Origin of the sequence: Empedobacter sp. 225-1 (genome assembly GCF_030328185.1) — a bacterium.
In the GTDB taxonomy this organism is placed as follows: Bacteria; Bacteroidota; Bacteroidia; order Flavobacteriales; family Weeksellaceae; genus Empedobacter; species Empedobacter stercoris.
The window spans coordinates 26,654-47,663 of record NZ_JACALO010000024.1 but is presented as its reverse complement, the minus strand read 5'-3'; the positions used below and the strand labels follow the sequence as shown (position 1 = coordinate 47,663).

Annotated in this window: 18 protein-coding genes; 11 read left to right on the top strand and 7 right to left on the bottom strand. The window is 32.2% G+C overall.

Annotated features, from left to right (window positions below; all coding sequences use genetic code 11):
* The first annotated feature begins 2,264 nt into the window (after window positions 1-2,264).
* Window positions 2,265-3,284 (top strand): phenylalanine--tRNA ligase subunit alpha, encoded by a 1,020-nt coding sequence (pheS, locus tag HX088_RS08560; protein ID WP_225539092.1) that lies wholly within the window; start codon window positions 2,265-2,267, stop codon window positions 3,282-3,284.
* Window positions 3,285-3,354: 70 nt separating this feature from the next.
* On the opposite strand, the gene HX088_RS08555 is transcribed toward pheS, so the two are convergent.
* Complete coding sequence (locus HX088_RS08555) at window positions 3,355-3,939, bottom strand: 50S ribosomal protein L25/general stress protein Ctc (protein ID WP_171623659.1); 585 nt, start codon at window positions 3,937-3,939, stop codon at window positions 3,355-3,357.
* A 45-nt stretch (window positions 3,940-3,984) separates the two neighbouring features.
* Window positions 3,985-4,920 carry a ribose-phosphate pyrophosphokinase gene (locus HX088_RS08550; protein ID WP_171623660.1) on the bottom strand — a complete coding sequence of 312 codons (936 nt, stop codon included), beginning with the start codon at window positions 4,918-4,920 and terminating at the stop codon, window positions 3,985-3,987.
* A gap of 196 nt (window positions 4,921-5,116) precedes the next feature.
* Here HX088_RS08550 and HX088_RS08545 point away from each other — a divergent pair, with 196 nt between their 5' ends.
* The 5 genes from HX088_RS08545 (at window position 5,117) to HX088_RS08525 (ending at window position 12,419) form a co-directional block, all read left to right on the top strand.
* Window positions 5,117-6,388, top strand: coding sequence for an OmpA family protein (locus HX088_RS08545; RefSeq protein WP_286483931.1), 1,272 nt, complete (start codon window positions 5,117-5,119; stop codon window positions 6,386-6,388).
* Window positions 6,389-6,538: 150 nt separating this feature from the next.
* Window positions 6,539-8,431: a polysaccharide biosynthesis protein gene (locus HX088_RS08540; RefSeq protein ID WP_286483930.1), complete on the top strand. Its 1,893-nt coding sequence runs from the start codon at window positions 6,539-6,541 to the stop codon at window positions 8,429-8,431.
* The gene (locus HX088_RS08535) at window positions 8,421-9,179 is read left to right on the top strand and encodes a polysaccharide biosynthesis/export family protein (RefSeq protein WP_286483929.1); all 759 of its coding nucleotides are present in this window, start codon (window positions 8,421-8,423) and stop codon (window positions 9,177-9,179) included. The genes HX088_RS08540 and HX088_RS08535 overlap by 11 nt, the downstream gene beginning before the upstream one ends.
* A 1-nt stretch (window position 9,180) precedes the next feature.
* The gene (locus tag HX088_RS08530) at window positions 9,181-11,571 is read left to right on the top strand and encodes a GumC family protein (protein ID WP_286483928.1); all 2,391 of its coding nucleotides are present in this window, start codon (window positions 9,181-9,183) and stop codon (window positions 11,569-11,571) included.
* Window positions 11,572-11,717: 146 nt separating this feature from the next.
* Window positions 11,718-12,419, top strand: a complete 702-nt coding sequence (locus HX088_RS08525; RefSeq protein ID WP_171623664.1) for a hypothetical protein — start codon at window positions 11,718-11,720, stop codon at window positions 12,417-12,419.
* A 69-nt stretch (window positions 12,420-12,488) separates the two neighbouring features.
* Here the strand turns inward: HX088_RS08525 and HX088_RS08520 are convergent, their stop codons facing one another.
* Complete coding sequence (locus HX088_RS08520; RefSeq protein WP_038336269.1) at window positions 12,489-12,719, bottom strand: ferredoxin; 231 nt, start codon at window positions 12,717-12,719, stop codon at window positions 12,489-12,491.
* A 14-nt stretch (window positions 12,720-12,733) separates the two neighbouring features.
* Entirely contained in the window at window positions 12,734-14,026 is a 1,293-nt protein-coding gene (locus HX088_RS08515; RefSeq protein ID WP_286483927.1) for a peptidase U32 family protein, read from the bottom strand.
* Window positions 14,027-14,177: 151 nt separating this feature from the next.
* On the opposite strand from HX088_RS08515, the gene HX088_RS08510 reads away from it, so the two are divergent.
* The 4 genes from HX088_RS08510 to HX088_RS08495 all read left to right on the top strand — a co-directional run bounded on the left by HX088_RS08510 (window position 14,178) and on the right by HX088_RS08495 (window position 16,441).
* Window positions 14,178-14,519, top strand: coding sequence for a DUF4377 domain-containing protein (locus HX088_RS08510; protein WP_286483926.1), 342 nt, complete (start codon window positions 14,178-14,180; stop codon window positions 14,517-14,519).
* Between the two features lie 40 nt (window positions 14,520-14,559).
* Window positions 14,560-15,333: a TrmH family RNA methyltransferase gene (locus HX088_RS08505; RefSeq protein WP_225539098.1), complete on the top strand. Its 774-nt coding sequence runs from the start codon at window positions 14,560-14,562 to the stop codon at window positions 15,331-15,333.
* A gap of 114 nt (window positions 15,334-15,447) precedes the next feature.
* Window positions 15,448-15,882, top strand: a complete 435-nt coding sequence (locus HX088_RS08500) for an RrF2 family transcriptional regulator (RefSeq protein WP_225541906.1) — start codon at window positions 15,448-15,450, stop codon at window positions 15,880-15,882.
* Between the two features lie 61 nt (window positions 15,883-15,943).
* The gene (locus tag HX088_RS08495) at window positions 15,944-16,441 is read left to right on the top strand and encodes a hemerythrin domain-containing protein (RefSeq protein WP_171623669.1); all 498 of its coding nucleotides are present in this window, start codon (window positions 15,944-15,946) and stop codon (window positions 16,439-16,441) included.
* Window positions 16,442-16,594: 153 nt separating this feature from the next.
* Here the strand turns inward: HX088_RS08495 and HX088_RS08490 are convergent, their stop codons facing one another.
* The 3 genes from HX088_RS08490 to HX088_RS08480 form a co-directional block, all read right to left on the bottom strand.
* Window positions 16,595-17,653: a glutaminyl-peptide cyclotransferase gene (locus tag HX088_RS08490; RefSeq protein WP_188319495.1), complete on the bottom strand. Its 1,059-nt coding sequence runs from the start codon at window positions 17,651-17,653 to the stop codon at window positions 16,595-16,597.
* Between the two features lie 54 nt (window positions 17,654-17,707).
* Complete coding sequence (ruvC, locus tag HX088_RS08485; protein WP_286483925.1) at window positions 17,708-18,256, bottom strand: crossover junction endodeoxyribonuclease RuvC; 549 nt, start codon at window positions 18,254-18,256, stop codon at window positions 17,708-17,710.
* Between the two features lie 268 nt (window positions 18,257-18,524).
* Window positions 18,525-20,033 (bottom strand): GH3 auxin-responsive promoter family protein, encoded by a 1,509-nt coding sequence (locus HX088_RS08480; protein WP_171623775.1) that lies wholly within the window; start codon window positions 20,031-20,033, stop codon window positions 18,525-18,527.
* Between the two features lie 52 nt (window positions 20,034-20,085).
* On the opposite strand from HX088_RS08480, the gene HX088_RS08475 reads away from it, so the two are divergent.
* Complete coding sequence (locus tag HX088_RS08475; RefSeq protein WP_188319496.1) at window positions 20,086-20,877, top strand: DUF2797 domain-containing protein; 792 nt, start codon at window positions 20,086-20,088, stop codon at window positions 20,875-20,877.
* Window positions 20,878-21,010: the final 133 nt, after the last annotated feature.

Sequence of the window (21,010 nt, the reverse complement as noted above, 5' to 3'; positions counted from 1 at the left end):
CTTCAAGAAATTTTAATGTTCATTTTCATTCCTGATTTTTTACATTTACTTTAATAGATTGAAGCTCGTCTGCAAATAGTATGTCAACTCTAAAATTCGTTGATAAAAGTGATTGAAGAGAGGTAGAGGTTAAGATTCTTCGACAAGTTCAGAATGATAACGAATTTAAGTATTGAAAAAGGAATTAAAAATCCGACGATTTAGAATCGAAATGTAATTCAACTCTAAATTATTGAAATTAAAAAGTTGGAGTGTTTGAGTGGAGCGAGTTGCCAACTTTATGGAAATAATTTAGTTAGTTGAATCATTGAGAGACTACTGTCGGCATCTTTTTTTGTTTCGTTTTTTTGGATGAGCAAAAAAATGAAAGGAAGAAATGAAAATAAAGAAAAGGAATACCTGAGCCATACCATGGCTCCTCCTTTTAATCTCAAATTTTTAATTTCAAATGTTTTTTTGACTATTCCCCGAAGGGCATATGAATACCGATAATTAAAATAGAAAAGTAATGAATAAAAAAGTGATAGAAAGTACTTTATGTTCATTTTTTCCTTGATGAAAAAACGAACCTAAAAGTTATTCATATGGTTTATTATTATTTTATGGTATTCATGAATGCAAAGCATTACAAGTCTATGCTTACAAGTCGGTCAATACTGGCTATTCGCTAAATGCTTTAAATCATTCGCATATAAAATGCGAAAAGTAAATCATTTTTAACGCTCTTTACGCCGAATTGACGCTCGACTCTTCAGCAAGGACGGTTTATAAATTAGTTGTTATAAACGAATTCGAATGTTTAAATAGGAATTAAAAAAATCCGACGATTTAGAATCGAAATGTAATTCAACTCTAAATTATTGAAATTAAAAAGTTGTAGTGTTTGAGAGAAGCGAGTTGCCAACTTTATGGAAATAATTTAGTTAGTTGAATTACCTGAGCCATACCATGGCTCCTCCTTTTAATTTCAAATTTTTAATTTCAAATGCTTTTTGGATGAGCTTCCCCGAAGGGCATATGAATACCGATAATTAAAATAGAAAAGTAATGAATAAAAAAGTGATAGAAAGTACTTTATGTTCATTTTTTCCTTGATGAAAAAACGAACCAAAAAGTTATTCATATGGTTTATTATTATTTTATGTTATTCATGAATGCAAAGCATTACAAGTCTGTGCTTACAAGTCGGTCAATAATGGCTATTCGCTAAATGCTTTAGAACATTCGCATATGAAATGCGAACAGTAAATCATTTTTAACGCTCACTACGCCGAATTGACGCTCGACTTTTCAGCAATGACGATTTATAAATTCATTGTTATAAACGAATTCGAATGTTTAAATAGGAATTAAAAAAAAATCCGACGATTTAGAATCGAAATGTAATTCAACTCTAAATTATTGGAATAAAAAAAGTTGGAGTATCTGAGTGGAGCGAGTTGCCAACTTTATGGAAATAATTTATTTAGTTGAATCATTGAGAGACTATTGTCGGCATCTTTTTTTGTTTCGTTTTTTGGATGAGCAAAAAATGAAAGTAATAGATTTCTCGATACTTCAAATTAACAACGAGTTGAGATTCTGAACATAATTGCGTGAATAAGAGGATAATTAGTAGTTCTTTATTTATTACTTTTTGCTTGATCAAAAAGTAATCAAAAGTTATTCATATGGTTTATTATTATTTTTAAGGTATTCATGAATGCAAAGCATTACAAGACTGCGATTTTCGACGTTCAATTCTCATCTCACGCACTAAAAAGATTAAATGATTCGCATACGCTCACTAATCTTTTTTACGCTTGTTTCAATGGATTGAAGCTCGTCTGCAAATCGTATGTCAACTCTAAAATTCGTTGATAAAAGTGATAACGAATCTGAATTAGAAAAAAGAATTAGAAAAATCCGACGATTTAGGATCGAAATGCAATTCAACTCTAAATTATTGGAATAAAAAAAGTTGGAGTGTCTGAGTGGAGCGAGTTGCCAACTTTATGGAAATAATTTATTTAGTTGAATCATTGAGAGACTACTGTCGGCATCTTTTTTTGTTTCGTTTTTTGGATGAGCAAAAAATGAAAATAATAGATTTCTCAATACTTCAAAATAACTTTATCTAAATCATAACTGATTTTTTCAAGATTAATTTCTAAAATTGGTTGAGCCATTTTTACAGAGTTTTAGTGGAATAAAGATAAAAGTACTCGAATAATTTGTTATAAGTTGATTATCGGTTAAATTTGTAATCAAATTGATCAGAAATTATGATTGACCAAATCAAACAATATATTGAAGAAGTAAAAAACTTCCATTCGACGAATGCTTCTGAAATAGAAGAGTTCAGAATTAAATTTTTAGGTAAAAAGGGAATTTTAGCAGACTTGTTTACACAGTTTAAGTCTGTTCCAAATGAACAAAAAAAGGAATTTGGTCAAGTTGTGAATGAATTAAAAACATTGGCAACTGAAAAATCGACTGTTCTTAAAAATGAAATCTCAAACGAAGGAAAAACAGATACTTCTTTAGATTTAACTCGTCCAGGAGAACCTTTTACTTTAGGGTCTCGTCATCCTATCAACATTACAAAAAATCGTATTATCGAGATTTTTAATCGTATTGGTTTCAGTGTTTCTGAAGGTCCAGAAATAGAAGATGATTGGCACAATTTTACAGCGCTTAATTTACCTGCGCATCACCCAGCACGTGATATGCAAGATACTTTTTTCATCGAAAAAGATCCAGATATAGTGTTGCGTACCCATACATCATCTGTTCAGATTCGTCACATGGAAAACAATCAACCACCAATGCGTTTCTTAGCGCCAGGGCGTGTTTACCGTAACGAAGCTATTTCATCTCGTTCGCACATGATGTTTCACCAAATCGAAGGTTTATATATTGATGAAGGTGTTTCCTTTGCCGATTTGAAACAAACGTTAAGTTACTTCACAACAGAATTATTTGGTAAATCTGAAATTCGTTTACGTCCTTCTTATTTCCCTTTTACTGAACCTTCTGCTGAGGTTGATGTTTATTGGGGATTGGAAACCGAAACGGATTATCGTATGACCAAAGGAACTGGTTGGTTAGAAATTATGGGATGTGGTATGGTTGACCCAAATGTTTTGCGTAATGTCGATATCGATCCTGAGAAATATTCGGGTTATGCATTTGGAATGGGAATCGAACGTATTGCCTTGTTGTTGTATCAAATTGGAGATATCCGTTTGTACACAGAAAATGACAAACGTTTCTTAGAGCAATTTCAATCAGAATTATTTTAAAAAAGTTTATAGAAAACAAAAAATCCACTCAATTGAGTGGATTTTTTGTTTATTTGAAAAAGAATAGATTTTATTCTTCGTCTTCATCTTGATCAGCATCCTTAACAGCGTTACGAGAAGTACGAATAGCTACTACTACTGCGTTATCTGGATGTGCGAAAGTATACTTATCATTTTTCAATGATTCAACATACATTTTGTGACCAATTCTCATTGGTGTAATATCGATTTCGATTTCATCAGGTAAGTTTGCTGGAATAGCACGAACTTTTAATTTACGCATGTTGAAACGTAAAACCCCACCAGCTACTAAACCACGAGCACGTCCTACTAAACGAACAGGAACTTCCATTGTTACAGCTTTGTCATCACTTAATTGGTAGAAATCTACGTGTAAGATTCTATCTGTTACTGGGTGAAATTGGATGTCTTGTAAAATTGCTTGAACTTTAGCACCGTCAGCTAACTCGATCGTCACAGTGTGAGCTTCTGGAGTATAAACTAATGATTTGAATGCTTTTTCTTCAGCTGAAAAGTGGATAGGCTCTCCTGAACCGTAAACCACACAAGGTACTTGTTCAGCATTACGTAGGTTACGTGTTGCCACTTTACCTAAGTCTTCTCTTTTCACACCTTGAATTGTAATTGACTTCATAATAATATGTATATAATAAAAATAATTTAAATTTAAGCTAAATCATTAGATAACAAAACGTTGGCTAATAGATTTATTACTGTGTACTAAATGCATAACATCAGCAAAAAGCGGAGCGCAAGATAACACTTTTATTTTAGTTGTGCTATTATTTTTTAATGGAATACTATCAGTTATTGCAATTTCCGTTAACATCGAGTTCTCAAGACGCTCATAAGCAGGTCCTGATAAGACACCATGAGTAGCAATTGCACGAACAGATTTTGCGCCTTTTGACATGATCAATTCTGCTGCTTTTGCTAAAGTTCCAGCTGTATCAATCATATCATCTACTAAGATAACATTCTTACCTTCTACCTCTCCGATTAACATCATGCTATCAACATGATTTGCAATTTTACGTTCTTTGTGACAAATTACAATATCTGCATTCAGGTATTTTGCATAGGTATTAGCGCGTTTTGCACCTCCCATGTCTGGAGAAGCGATACAAATATCATCTAAACCTAATCCTTTGATGTACTCTACAAAAATGGTAGAAGCAAACAAATGATCAACAGGGATTTCAAAAAATCCTTGAATTTGATCGGCATGTAAATCCATTGTCATTACACGTGTAGCACCTGCTGTCATTAACATTTTTGCTACTAATTTTGCTCCAATTGGCACGCGAGGTGCATCTTTACGGTCTTGACGAGCAAAACCAAAGTAAGGAATAACGACAGTAATACTTTTGGCTGAAGCGCGTTTTGCAGCATCACACATCAAAAGTAATTCCATTAAATTGTCTGTTGGTTGCATTGTAGAACCGATTAAGAAAACACGAGCTCCACGAATAGGTTGTTCGAAAGCAGGTACGAACTCTCCGTCGCTAAATTCTACAATTTTAGATTTACCAAGTTCTTGACCATAATAATCGGCAATTTTTTGTGCCAAATCTACTGATCCTCTTGTTGAAAAAAGAAATGCTGATTGTTCCATTGTTTGTTTTGGGAAATATTTATGCAAAAATAATTTAAATGATTCAAAGATAGTATAAGAAAAACGAAAATTAATTTCGGCACAGTTATTGAATTATTTTTAAATACGTTAACAATATTTAAACAATACATAACCTAACTACACATATTGATTCGTAACGAATGATGAACTTATTATTAAAATTAAATATACCCTCATGAAAAAAATTTCATTTTTATTAAGTGTAATTGGGTTAGGTGTTTTTGTGAATGCGCAAGAAACTACCGAATCCACTAACCATAATAATTATAACAAATGGTCTATAGAAGCTCAAGCTGGAGCTAATAAAGCGATTAGTCCATTTACAGATGGATACTATAATGAAACACCAAGTTTTTACAACGCAAATTTTGGAGTTCGTTATATGTTTAACAACAAATTCGGTTTAAAATTATCTGGTGGATACGATCGTTTGAAAGAAGGAGAAGGTTCTGAACACTTTAGATCTAATTTCTATCGTGTCGATTTATCTGGAGTTGCGAACTTGGGACGTATAATGGACTTTGAAACATGGACAAATACAATTGGGTTATTGGCTCATGGTGGAGTTGGATATGGTTTCATGAACAATGATGCAACAAAAGGAGAATCTTCAGGATTATTCGATGACAATACTGAAATGGGATTAATCTCTTTCGGTTTGACACCTCAAGTTAAGTTGACAGATAGACTAGTTCTAACAGGTGACTTGTCATATACAAAAACGATGCGTCAAAAAACGACTTGGGATGGTCAGTCTTCAGATCCTATTGTTAACAGAGGTTTTGATGGCTCTTTATGGAACGCAACATTAGGACTAACATTTTATTTAGGTAAAAATCAAAAACACGCGGATTGGGTGTATGAACCATCTCGTGCAGATTTAGAAGAACGTATTGCAACCATTGAACAAATGTTAAAAGATTCTGATGGAGATGGTGTTGCTGATTATTTAGATCAAGAGCCAGATTCAGCTCCAGGAGCAGTTGTTGATACTAAAGGTGTTACAATTGACCACAATGGGAATGGTATTCCAGATAATATTGAAGAATACATCAAAGAAAATGCTGGAGGAAATACAACAATCGTTAACGATGCTGATTTCTTAGAGCAAATGATCAACTCTGGTATCATCAATGTATACTTTGATTACAATTCGGATAAACCATACCAACAATCAGTTGGAGGTATCAAATTTGTATCTGAATACTTAAAAGCTAAACCAAATGCTCAAATTGACATTTTAGGTTTTGCTGATCCAGTAGGAGGTGATGCTTTCAATAAAGATTTATCTCGTAGAAGAGCAGAAAATGTAAAAGCTATTTTAGTTAATCAAGGCGCTAACGCATCTCAATTAACTACAATAGGTGAAGGTGAAGATAAAGAGTTCAAAAACTCTCAAGTTTCATCTCATCAATTAGCAAGAAGAGTTGTTTTCAGAGTAAAATAATTTTTCTAAAATAAAATTTAATCAGGGGTAGATTTTTCCAATTGAGGGCTGTCTATTCCTGATTTTTTTTTTATCTTTACCACCACTTAAATTACTATAATATTGAATCCCTTTAATCAACACTTTAATACGCCAAGATGGGTAGTATTAGTGATAGACATATTAATTGTTTTGGTCAGTTACATTGTAAGTAACTTTATCCTAAACAGTTTTTTAGACACATTTAGTGTAGAAAGGCTCTTTTATAAGTTACCTTTCATAACATTTGTCTATGCGTTGTGTTTTATCTATTTCAAAACCTACAAAGGTGTTGTAAAGAAAACGGGTCTAAAGGATGCGGAAAATGTCTTCGTGTCTAATGCTACAGCATTCTTAATTCTATTTTTCATCTCATTTGTTTTTAGACAAATTATTGAACAGAATTTACCTGACACTTCTGGTTTAATGTATGTTTTTAGAATGTCGTATTCTGTAATTTTTGTCCATTTATTTATCACCACAGTTATTATGGTGATTGCAAGATTGTACTATAAATGGATTTATGATTATTTCTTTTCGAAGAATAAAGCTGTGCAAAGAATTCTAATCTATGGAGCGGGAGATTCTGGACTAATTACGAGAGATATTCTGCAAAATGACACACAATTTAACTACAAAGTCATTGGTTTTATTGATGATAACACCTCTAAGGTAGGAACTTTTATCGATGGAGTGAAAATATATTCTATTCATGATATCACTGAAAAGTTCATCGATAGAAATGATATCACTGAAGTCATTATTTCTATTCAGAATATCAAAACCAATCAATTGTTGAAACTTTCAAAATCAGTTGAAGATTTACCTGTTAAAATTAAAATAATCCCTCCAATTTCCAATTGGATTGACGGAACTTATAAACCAGCTCAGATCAAACAATTGAAAATTGAAGACTTATTAGGAAGAGAATCTATCCAACTAAACAATCCCATTATCAATAAAGAAATTAAAGGTAAAATTGTTTTAGTGACAGGGGCAGCAGGGTCTATTGGGAGTGAAATTTCACGACAAATTGCTATGATGGATTTTGATCAATTAATTTTGATTGATCACGCCGAATCAGCTTTGTATGATATACAACAATATTTAAAAAACGACCTATCTGAGGACAAACAAAATAGAATAGATTACATTGTTTCAAGCGTACGCGACCGAAAACGTATGTTAAGTTTATTTGACAAATATCGTCCACAAATTATTTTCCATGCAGCAGCCTATAAACATGTTCCGTTGATGGAAAAATTTCCTTACGAAGCCATCAATACCAACGTTTATGGTACTAAAATAGTAGCTGATTTGGCAAACGATTTTGGTGCTGAAAAATTTGTAATGGTTTCAACAGATAAAGCGGTTAATCCGACAAACGTGATGGGAGCAACCAAACGTGTTGCAGAGATTTATGTTAATTGTATTAATGAAAAATCGAAGACCAATTATATTGTCACTCGCTTTGGTAACGTTTTAGGATCAAATGGATCAGTTATTCCTTTGTTTAAAAGACAGTTAGAGCATGGAGGACCTTTAACGGTTACTCATCCAGATATTACCCGTTTTTTCATGACTATCCCTGAAGCATGTCAACTTGTTTTGGAAGCTGCAATTATGGGAAAAGGAGGAGAGATCTTTGTGTTTGATATGGGAGAGTCTATTAAGATTATCGACTTAGCTAAACGAATGATTCGACTAAGTGGGTACAAATATCCTGAGGAAATTGATATAAAAATTGTAGGTTTGCGTCCTGGTGAAAAAATTTACGAAGAATTGTTGGCCAATGGTGAAAATACCGTAAAAACTCATCATGAAAAAATTATGATTGCAAAAGTAAATACAGCTAAATGCCAAAATAATAAGCAATTAATCGAAGAGCTATGCATAATGTCATCAACTATTGAAAAACATGAGCAAGTCCTTGAATTAGTAGCAAAAATTAAAGAAATTGTTCCTGAATTTATTTCACAAAATTCAGAATTTGAAAAACTTGATAATGTAGTATATGAAAAATAAAATTTTCCAATTTTTATGCGTTCTTTCTTTCATCGCCTTTACATCGTGTGGTTCGAGAAAAGATATTGTTTATTTCCAAAATCAAGAGCAATTAACAACAAGTTTTGAACAATTTATTCCTAAAATACAACCGACAGACCAATTAGCAATTATAATTTCTGCAGCAGATGCCACTGCAACAGCTCCTTTTAATCAAATGAGTACAATTCAATCTTCAAATAGCAATATTTCTCCATACAGCCCTACTTATACGGTGGATGAAAGTGGAAATATAAGCTTACCTATGGTAGGAAATATAAAATTAGGAGGTTTAACAAGAAGTCAAGCAATAGAAACAATTAAAAACAAACTCAGTCAATATATTGTTAACCCAGGCGTTAATGTGAATTTCGTCAATTTTAGAATTAGTGTTTTAGGAGAGGTGTCTCGTCCTGGAAGTTTTATCGTACCAACAGAAAGGATTACCCTTTTAGATGCTTTAGGAATGGCAGGTGATTTGACTATTAAAGGGAAACGAGAAAACGTAACGGTGATTCGAGAAAGTAACGGAGTAAAACAACGTTATAGTGTTGATTTGACTTCGGAAGCAGCGTTAAATTCTCCTGTTTACTATTTGGCTCAAAATGATGTAGTGTATGTTGAACCAAATTCTGCACAAGTTTCTGCATCAAAATTTACACCTAACTATTCGTTATGGATTTCGATGGCAGGTGTTATTATTTCTGTAATTTCTGTATTAACAAGGTAAAATGAATCAAATTAATAATTCAAAAAATCAAAACTCAATTTTTGATGAAGAACAGGAAAATATAAACCTAAGACAAATTCTAGAACAATACTTATTCTATTGGAAATGGTTTGTATTAGGGGTTATTATTGCCATTATAGGCGCTTTATTCTATTTAAAATACACACAAAAACAATATCAAGTTTCTGCTAAAATATTGTTGAATGAAAAAGAATCAGCTGCTGGTGAATTGGCAGGTTTAGCCGATGCTGCAACAGTTTTTGGGACAAGCTCAAATGCTGAAGTAGGGGACCAAATCGAAATTCTGAAATCAAGACGTTTAATTTCTAAAGTGGTTGAACAAAATAATTTCAATATTCGCTATTTTAATGTTGGTAGAATTGTAGAGATAGAAACGACAGCTGCTGAATCGCCTATTAAAATTTTGTTTTTGAATGAAGCAGATAAATTGAAAGAAGATTTAGCTGAACAACTGCATGTTAAAATAGAATCAACAACCAAATTTCAACTAACGAACAGGAAAACAAAAGAATCCAACACCTATTCTTTTGGACAAAAGATTAGTACCGATTTTGGTGATATCATTATTAGTCCAAACAAAAATATCGTAAAGAGTGTTGATGCTGAGTTGTTAATTCAATTAAATTCACTAGATCAAACTGTAAACTATTATAAAAATAAAATTCAGATTGACCCCAATTCAGATAAAAATTCTAAAGTTGTTAACTTTAGCTTAGTAGGAACAATACCGAATATTTCCAAAAAATTCATCAATGATTTGATTAATCAATACAATTTAGATCTTGTTACAGATAATAATAAATTGACTGAAGCTACTTCTAAATTTATCAATTCGAGGTTAGATATTGTTACAGGCGATTTACAAGGTGTTGACAGAGATTTAGAACGCTATAAATTAAGCAATAACATTACTGATGTTACTTCTGAAGCGAATATTTTCTTACAAAATGCATCAGATAATGAAAAGAAATTATTAGAATCATCTACTCAGCTACAATTAGTTGATTATATGAATTCAGCTTTAAATTCGAACAAAACAGATCTTTTACCAACTAATATTGGGTTACAAGATCAAACAATTGCATCACAAATTGCTTCGTATAATGAATTGGTTTTAACGAAAGAAGATATGTTAAAATCTGTTACAAACGAACATCCAAATGTGGTTAAATTACAGGAGCAAATTAGCGATGTTAAGAGTAATTTAAAAAATAGTTTGCGTTTGTATCGAAATAATACTCAAACGACTTTAAATACAATACAGACGAAACAAAACCAAATAGCAAGTAAAATACAAAAAGTACCAAGTCAAGAACGTGGTTTTAGAGATATATCGAGACAACAACAAATCGTAGAAGCTTTATACTTATTCTTATTACAAAAAAGAGAAGAGAACGAAATTAAAGCTGCTGCAACACCAGACAATATTAAGGTGATTGATTTTGCTTATGATTCTAAAATTCCAGTTTCACCTAAAAAGAATATTATCTTATTGGGAGCAATGATTTTAGGTTTGATTGTTCCGTTTTCAATTATTTACATTTATAAGTTATTAAATAATAATGTAAATTCAAAAGAAGAAGTGGAAGATGCAGTAGGTGCTCCAATAGCTGGACAAGTTCCGAAGAGTGATATTTCAATTATAGAACATAATGATAGTTCGAGTACAGCAGAAGCGTTTAGAATTTTAAGAACAAATGTCAATTTCTTATTGAAAAATTCGACTGATCCCAAAGCAATTTATGTTACATCAACCACAAGTGGAGAAGGTAAAACTTTTGTTTCAACAAACTTAGCTCAAATTTTAACGATGTCTGGTAAATCTGTTTTATTAATTGGAGGAGATATTCGTAGTCCAAAAATATTGGATTACTTAACTATAGCTGATCAATACAGAAATAGACAGGGGGTAACGGAATATTTGATTTCTAATGATATCAGTGTTGATGACATCATCATTAAACACCCTGCCGATTATAAATTTGATGTGATTTATTCAGGACAAATTGCGCCTAATCCTTCAGAATTATTAATGAATGGTCGTTTTGAAGAGATTATAAATTATGGAAAAGAAAACTACGATTATGTGTTGGTTGATACAGCACCAGTAAGTTTGGTTACAGATACGTTGTTAATTGCAGATAGCGCTGATATTACGATGTATATAGTACGTGCAAACTATTTGGATAAACGTATGTTGACGATACCACGAGATCTTTACAAAGAGGATCGACTTCAGAATATGACTATGGTGGTGAATGACGTTGACTTTACGAAAGGTTACGGTTATGGCTATGGTTACGGCTATGGTTATGGAGAAAATCATAACAAAGGCAATTCATTCTTGAGTAAATTATTCAAAAGAAAATAACCCTAAAAACTCTGCTTCATCGAAGCAGAGTTTTTTTATTTCTGATTTTTTTCAAAATTATTTTTGATACTTATCATTTTATGATTCGTAAAAACTATCTTATCTTAGTCGATAAATTAACACCTCTTTAAGACAATCAAATAATTATGAGTTCGTACGAATATTATAACTTCCCGATTCAGTTGATAAATGGTTTTTTAGACGATTCTAAAAAAGTTTTGATTGATATTTCACATTATTGTATTTATCGTGTTTTTATTGATAATTTCGAAAAATATTCAGGTTCTTTTACTGGTTATCAAAAGGCTTGTGATGATTTCGGAATTGAGTTTAAGAATGTGGCTGCTGCCTATCAAAATGGTAAAACCTTATACGAAGCAACAATTGATAAAAGTCCAATGGTTGGAATGACTTCTGAAATGTATTGGGACTATATGACGAATGAGAAGTCTGAATTTGAGAAAGTTTTATTGTTAGGAGATTTAGCGTTTAAGAGTATTTTAGGTGCAAAATCTTACATCAAATTGGATAATAAATATTGGTTTAGTCGAATGGATGGTTCAGTAAAATCGATTGCAAAAGAGGATATTTCTCCGAAATTACAACGCTATTTGAATGAATATCAAACCAAAAAAATCAAAAATCAATTGATTGCGAATTGGGGATTGGCTTCCTATTCTCGTTACAACAGAGGTTTCTATGTGAGTTATAAAATGACATTAGATGATTTGGCTTATCATGCTGAAAAGATTAGAAAATCAACACAAGATAAAAAAATCAAAAATGATGTGAAATCTGCTCACGAAAAAGCCTTAGAACGATTAGAAAAAGAAAGTAAAATGAATTAAGATTTATTCTTTATAAAAAGCAAAAGTCCATCAATCATGATGGACTTTTTATATAGCGAATGTTATAACCTATATTTCTTTTACTGTAATAATATTTACAGGACAAGCTTTTGCTGCTCGTTCGCAGTTGTCCGCGATAGAATGATCAGGATCTTTTAACGTATGAAATCCTTTTTTATCAATTGCTTTTAATAAAACAGATTTACCATCTTTTTTAGACATTCTGAAACGTTCTGGAGCTAACTCATAACAATAGTTGCATCCGATGCATTTATCGCGTTGTAGCGTAATAATGACCATGATTTATTGTTTTTTTAATGTGAGTAAGCACCTTCTTCAACACTATTTTGTTGCGTTCCTGGTTCTTCTACTTTTACTAATTTGTATAATTTATCAGAAGGACGAATTCTAAATTCCATCGGAATTGTAATCGAATCACCTTTCTTTGCTGTATTAGCTTTTACATCTTCCACCATCATTTCTGTAACCACCATTTCTTTGGCTCCAGTTGTTGGTCCAGTCACTAAAATTAAATCTCCTACTTTCAAATCATAGGCATCAATCACAAACTGTCCGATACTTGGTTTAGGGAAGAAATGAACACCTTTTCCAATGTAAACTTTTTTCTGTGTTGCCATAGAACCTGGAACAGCAGACCATTCACCTAATTTTTGACCTAAATAATAGCCAGACCAAAAACCACGATTATAAACGGTTTGTAATAATCCCATCCAGTAATCTACTTTTTCTTTCGAATAAGTTCCGTCAGCAATCGAATCAATCGCTTCTCTGTATGCACGAATAACAGTTGCAACATACTCAGGCGCACGTCCACGACCTTCTATTTTCAATACTTTGACACCTGCTTCAACCACTTCGTCTAAGAACTCCATTGTACAAAGATCTTTAGGTGACATCATATATTCATTATCCAATTCGATTTCGAATCCAGATTCTTGGTCGATAACGGTATATTTTTTACGACAGTTTTGTTTACAAGCACCACGATTTGCAGATGAATTGTGCGAATGTAAGCTCAAGTAGCATTTACCCGAAACAGCCATACACAAAGCTCCATGTCCGAAAATCTCGATCTCTACTAAATTTCCGCTTGGTCCACGAACGTCATCTTTGATAATTTGTTCACAAATCTTGTTCACTTGTTTCAAACTCAATTCACGCGATAATACCATTGTATCAGCAAACATAGCATAGAATTTTACTGTTTCGATATTTGTAACGTTAATTTGTGTCGAAATATGAATCTCAATCCCAATTTGTCTTGCATAAGCAATAACTGATTGATCCATTGCAATAACCGCTGTAATTTTAGCTTCTTTTGCTCTGTCTAATAAGTTTTTGATTAAAGATAAATCGTGATCGTATATAATTGTATTTAAAGTAAGGTAAGAACGCACACCTTTTTCTTCACAACGTTTTACGATTTCTGGTAAATCGTCCATTGTAAAGTTGATTGATGCTCTCGCACGCATATTCAACTGCTCAACTCCGAAATATACAGAATCAGCTCCATTATCTAAAGCCGCTTGTAACGATTCGAAATTCCCAGCAGGAGCCATCAACTCCATTTTTCCATCTTTGGTCATACGAAAATTCTGATTTTAAGGTGCAAAGTTACAAAAAAATTACAAGTGACTATGTTATTTATAATCAAGTTAAATTTCAGAGAATGAATTAAGTTTTGATTCCATTAGAGTTTTAGCATAGTATTTGCCTCAGGTTAGTAAATTTCAAAGAATGAAGAAAGTTATTTTGTCGACTATTTTAAGTATAGGGTTTTTAACCTCTTGCGCATCAACCAAACAAATGCAACAAGGAGAAGAGTTGTTAACAATTGCTCCAGAAACAAGAGATTGCTCCAATGGTGTTGCTAAAATGCAATGTATGATGGTAAAATATACTGATGTTGACGAATGGCAATATTTTTATAATACGATTGAAGAGTTTACGTATGAACCAGGATTTGAATATCAACTTATCGTTTCAACAACTAAAGTAGAGAATCCACCAGCAGACGCATCTTCTATCAACTACAAATTAGTAAAGGTTGTGCGTAAAAAATTAGCAACATTGAACTAATTTGAACTTTATTTCAAAGAATTTCGATTAATTTTGTCACATGTTAATAGAAAGTCTTCAAAATCCAAGAATTAAAAACTTGCTAAAATTGCAAGAAAAATCAAGAGAACGTAAAAGCCAAGGTTTGTTTATTGTGGAAGGTACGCAAGAAAATGAGCTGGCTTTAAAAGGTGGTTACGAAGCTGTTGAAATTTATATTTGTGAAGATATTTATAACCAATCATTTGATTTTGGTGGAGCAAAAGTGTTTACAATTACCAAACAAGTTTTTGAGAAGTTAGCTTATCGTAAATCTACGGGAGGAATTATTGGTGCCTATAAAACAAAATCATCTACTTTAACTGATTTACAATTACCAGAAAATGCGTTGGTGATTGTCTTAGAAGCGGTAGAAAAGCCAGGTAATCTTGGTGCTGTTTTACGCACAGGAGATGGCGCAAAAGTAGATGCTGTTATTGTTTGTGACGAAACGGTCGATTTTTTTAATCCTAACGTCATTCGTTCTTCTGTTGGTACATTGTTTACAAATCAAATTGCATCTGCAAGTAAAGAAGATGTTTTAGCATTTTTGAACGCTCATTCTATTCAAGTCGTTTCAACATTTTTGAGAGAAGAAACGAAAAACTTATATGAAACAGATTTTACAAAATCTTCAGCGATTATTTTAGGAACTGAAGCTACAGGACTTTCAGATTTTTGGGCAGATCATTCAGCTATACTTATTAAAATTCCGATGTTAGGTTATGTGGATTCGTTGAATGTGAGCAATGCTGCAGCAATATGTGTTTACGAAGCAGTTAGACAAAGATACTAAATAAAGGATTTAAAAGGTGAAAATAAAAGGATGTAAAATTTAATAAGATAAATTTGTCCGATTTAAATTTTGTTGTATATTTGCAAGGTAATTTATAATGAATAAAGGAATTTAATGTTTTCAAAAGCGTGTGAATACGGCATAAAAGCTTGCGTTTTTATCGCACAAGAATCTGTAAAAGGACAAAGAGTTAATTTGAAACAAATTTCGAATTCTATTAATTCACCTGAAGCGTATACAGCAAAGATTTTACAACAATTAGTAAAAGCTAATGTAATTTCTTCGGTGAAAGGAAAAATGGGAGGTTTCCAAATGGATGCAACACATTTAGAAGATATCAAATTGGTTCATATCATCAAAGCGATTGATGGAGACGGATTGTATCATAGTTGTATTCTTGGTTTGGTAGAATGTGATTCAGAAAAGCCTTGCGCTTTGCATAGTAGAGTTTTTGCTATTCGAAATGATTTGAGAGCGATGTTAGAAAGAACTTCGATGTTCAATTTAATTGATGACCTTGAGAAAGGATTAGCTTTCCTTAAACATTAAAAAAAAAATTACCAATAAATAAGATAAAACTATCCGAGTATCCGAATTAAAATATTAAGAAATGAAACTAGCCATAGAAATTCCTCAAACTAACCCATCGCATTTAACTTATTCTTTAGGTTTAAATTTGAATGAGGCTTGTGCAAGACATCATAAAACCCTGTTTTTTTGTTGGAACATTAGAGCGGGAATTGACAAGGGAATCGAGATGCAGCGTATTGTAGATTATGTTAGCTGGTACGGAAAAGAAGTGTTGTTTCGTAAATTTGAAATCGAAGAACAATTTCTTTTTACCATGCTGGATGAGGATCATTATTTGGTAAAAAGAGCACTTAAGGAACACAGACGTTTGAGACGTTTGTTTAAAATAGACACTAAAAATCCGATGAAAAGTTTGATTTATATCGAAGAAGAATTGGATTTGCATATTCGATTCGAGGAAAAGCAAATGTTTCCAGAATTCGAGAAAAATGCAACACAAAAAAAGTTAAAAGTAATCAATGAACAGTTTAATTCACTTTTAACTAATGCAGATTGGAAAGATCAATTTTGGTTATAGATCTCTCATAACTAAAAATTTTTACTTATAATTTTTTAGATGATTTTTGATAAGAAAAGCTCGATTTTGCAGGTCGAGCTTTTTATTTACACCAAAATAATCAAACCAAAAAGGCAAGCTATATAAAGCTTGCCTTTTCTTTTGGAAATTATTTTATTTCTTCACTTTTACTTCAAAAATTTTATCCCAAAGTTTACCAGTTACGAGCATGTTTCCGTTGTCTTTGAACGCAATACCGTTCAATTCTTGTGCTTGCGGATTACCTTGTTTACCTTTCAGTTCTGCAAAATTAAATTCAGCTTTTACAGCACCTGTTTGCGGATCAATTACCACGATATTACTATTATCTGCGTGTCCAGATTTTAAGTACACGTTGGCGTAAATGAAACCATCGTGGTATTCAATTTCATTCAAATAACTATATGGTTGTTGGCTATCAAAAGCTTGTATGGTTCTAAGGTAATTAAAGTTATCGTCAAAGAAATGAATACGTTGAGAGCCCTCAGTTACAGCCAATTCTTTTCCGATAGTTGTAATTCCCCAACCTTCAATTATTTGTGCAGGCATATCTAATTTCTTGACTTGATTAAAGTCCAAATCATATTTGTAAATTGCACGATCTTGCCATGTTAATTGATAAATAAAACCATCTAATTCTGTAATACCTTCTCCAAAAACATCATCTTTTATTTGGTACAATTTTGTCGGTTCCGTTGCACCTAGCTTATATTCAATCAGGCGTGTTTTTCCATCACGAAGTCCTGTTCCTTCGAAAATATTTCCATTCTTGAAATAAAACCCTTGTGTAAAATAATCGTTGTTGTGTGGATAGCTACCAACTATTTCATACGACCATTTTGCAGCAGGTTCATTTGCATAAACCACAAATGTAAAATCGCGTGAATTTGTTTCTTCTTCACCGTTGAAGAATCTCAAATTAACAGTATGATTTCCTAATCCTATCGTTTTTCCATCAATTGTAAAATCAGCTGGCACTTCTTGTCCATCGACAGAAACCACAACTTTCGTTATTCCTTCTAAACTTGTCAAAGGAATATCGATTTTATCTCCAATTTTATATTTGTTTTGTTCTATTTTCGATACAATCTCAGTGATAGCCGTGTTGTTTTTTCCTGACGAATCTTTACATGAAAACAATAAGGAAGAGAAAACAGTGGCAGAAATGGATGCAGCGATTAAATATTTTTTCATTTGATTTTTTTTATGTTTTTATAAATTAGGTTGCTAATTATAGTACAAATATATCTATTTTGTTCGATTCGGATTATTTTTCACAAAAGCATTCCAACCTGAATATGAACTTGATGTTCCTGATGTTTTTCCTGAATTTAGATAATGACAAACTGCAACAGCAAGTCCATCTGTGGCATCCAAACGTTTTGGAATTTCTTTTAGACCAAGCAAATGTTGCAACATTCCTGCCACCTGCTCTTTAGAGGCATTTCCATTCCCAGTAATTGCCATTTTAACTTTTTTTGGAGCATACTCAACAACTGGCATATCGCGATGCAAACACGCCGCAATACAAACACCTTGTGCACGCCCAAGTTTTAGCATAGATTGAACATTTACACCAAAAAATTGCGCTTCAATGGCCAGTTCATCTGGATGATATTGATCGATAATGGCCAAGGTTTTTTCGAAAATCATTTTTAATTTCGTTTGTTGATTCGGAAGTTTATGCAACAATAATTCATCTAATGTAATTAATTTCATCTTGTTGTTTTTGACTTCAATCAAACCAAAACCCATTACCATTGTACCAGGATCAATCCCTAAAATAATCTTTTCCATTGTTGCGAAGATATTAAGATATTCTCAAAATTAAGCTGAATTGTGTTTTGCATTAATTTGGTATAATCGAAAATCTCTACACATAAAGTTTTCGATAATTTGAATTCCTTGTATAAGATTGTCCAAAATTTACCATATTCCGTATCGTTTTTCATGTAATTATTCAAGGGAAACGTATTTTTTAGAAATAAATTTACTGGTTTTGAGTTAATTATCCTATAAAATTTACGGAAAACAAAAGAGAATCTAAGTTGATTCTCTTTTGTTTTTATTTTCTATTTAAAGCGATTAATGGTTCTATAAATTCTCTTGTATTGGATAATCTCGGTACTTTATTTTGACCACCTAATTTTCCACGAGAAGACATCCATTCTATAAATAATCCTTTTCTCGCACAATGAACAATAGGACGATTAAGCGTCATATTATTGTAACGTTTTGCTTCGTAATCGGAATTAACTTCTTGCAATCCTTTGTCTAAACAATCAATAAATAGCTCAAAATTTTCAGGTTCTTTATCAAATTCAATCATCCATTCGTGTGCACCTTTTTCTTTACCTTCCATAAAAACTGGACCAGCACTGTATTCAGAAATAATAGAATTCGTTTGCTGGCAAGCTCTTTTCAACGCTTCTTCTGCATTTTCGATCATTAATTCTTCTCCAAATGCATTGATATAATGTTTTGTGCGTCCAGAAACAACGATTCGGTGTGGATTTGTTGAAGTAAAGCGAACCGTATCACCAATGATATAGCGCCATAATCCGCCATTAGTGGTAATGACTATTGCATAATTTTTTCCCACTTCAACTTCTTCGATAGTTAAATAATGTTGATTTTCTGAACCAAATTCTTCCATCGGGATAAATTCATAAAAAATACCATTGTCCAATAATAACAATAAATCTTTTTTATGCAATTGATCTTGAATTCCAAAGAATCCTTCCGAAGCATTGTATAACTCGAAATAATTTAAATCTTTTTGAGTGATTAAATTGTAATTTTCAGCATAAGGTGTAAAGTTGATTCCTCCATGGAAAAATACCTCCAAGTTTGGCCATAATTCGTCTAAATAGTTCTTTCCCGTTTCAGCTAATAATTTGTTTAATACTACTAACATCCACGATGGAACTCCTGTTAAAGAGCCGACATCTTCATTTCTTGTTGCATTAATAATGGCATCCATTTTTACATTCCAATCTGACATCAACGAAATCTCACGATTCGGGATGTTTTTCATTTCGGCATAAAAAGGTAAATTATCAATCAAAATAGCTGATAAATCACCAAAACGTGTGTCGTATTGTTGATAAAGTTCACTACTTCCTCCAATTCGAAGATTTTTATGCATAAAAATATCCGTTTCGGGATATGCATTTAAATATAACGCAAACATTGTTTTTCCAGCTGCATAATGACAATCTTCTAACGATTCATTACTAATCGGGATAAACTTACTTTTGGCATTTGTCGTTCCCGAAGATTTAGCAAACCATTTTATTTTTCCATGCCAAGCTACATCTTTTTCACCTTTTCTTGCCAATTCAATATAAGGCTGAAAATCTTCATAATGTACAGCAGGAACTTGTTCTTGAAATTTCTGAATAGATTTAATTTCATCAAAATGAAATTCCTTTCCGTAAATAGTCGATTTGGCTTTTTTGATGTTTTCAAACAACACACGTTCTTGCGTACCAATTGGATTTTTGATGCTTTCTTCGATAACATTCATTCTGCTACGCATCATAATTTCCATAATCTTATTGACTATTCCCATCCGTTAAAAGTTTTGTAGATTTACACAAAATTAATTAAACTTTTTTAGCAATATGCAGTTTGAAGGACAAATTCGTAAAATGACAACTGAAAATGGAACTCCTATAAATTACTATTGGAATTTCAAGAATGATTTTATCGTGATGAATCAATTGTTAGGAAAAAAAATCAAGATTAGCTTTGATCATTACGAATGTTTGAGTTGCCACGAGGATAAAGAAATTTATCAGATGGGATATTGTAAAAATTGCTTTTTTACAGTCCCAGAAGCTAACCCAAGTATCATCAATCCAGAACTTTCTACCGCACATTTAGGAATTGGACAACGTGATTTAGAATTTGAAACAAAGTTCGAATTGCAACCGCATATTGTTTATTTAGCGAATTCATCTGGTGTTAAAGTTGGCGTGACACGTTTAACGCAAGTTCCAACACGTTGGATAGACCAAGGTGCATCAGAAGCAATTATTATAGCGCGAACAGATAATCGTTATGAAGCTGGAATGATAGAAGTTTCCCTAAAAAATGTAATTGCTGACAAAACAAATTGGCAACGTATGCTGAAAAATGAGGTACCTGAAATTGATTTGTATCAACACTATCAAACCATTAAAGAGGAGGTTAACCCAGAGTTTAGACAATTTTTAGTCGAAGAACCAGAAGTGATGAAATTAGATTATCCTGTTTTATCCTATCCTGAAAAAGTGAAATCATTAAATTTGAAAAAAACGCATGAAATAGAAGGGGTTTTGAAAGGAATTAAAGGTCAATACTTAATTTTTGAAGACAATACAGTTTTTAATGTACGTGGGCACGAAGGATTTTATGTGAATTTTGAAGTGTAACGTTAAATAGAAATAATTCAATAAATAATCGATTTTCTTGTAGAGTCGTTTTTTTTATTCCTTTATCTTATTGATTTTAATAAAAATACTTGTTTTTAAATTTATTTGTTATTACATTAGATACAATCATTTA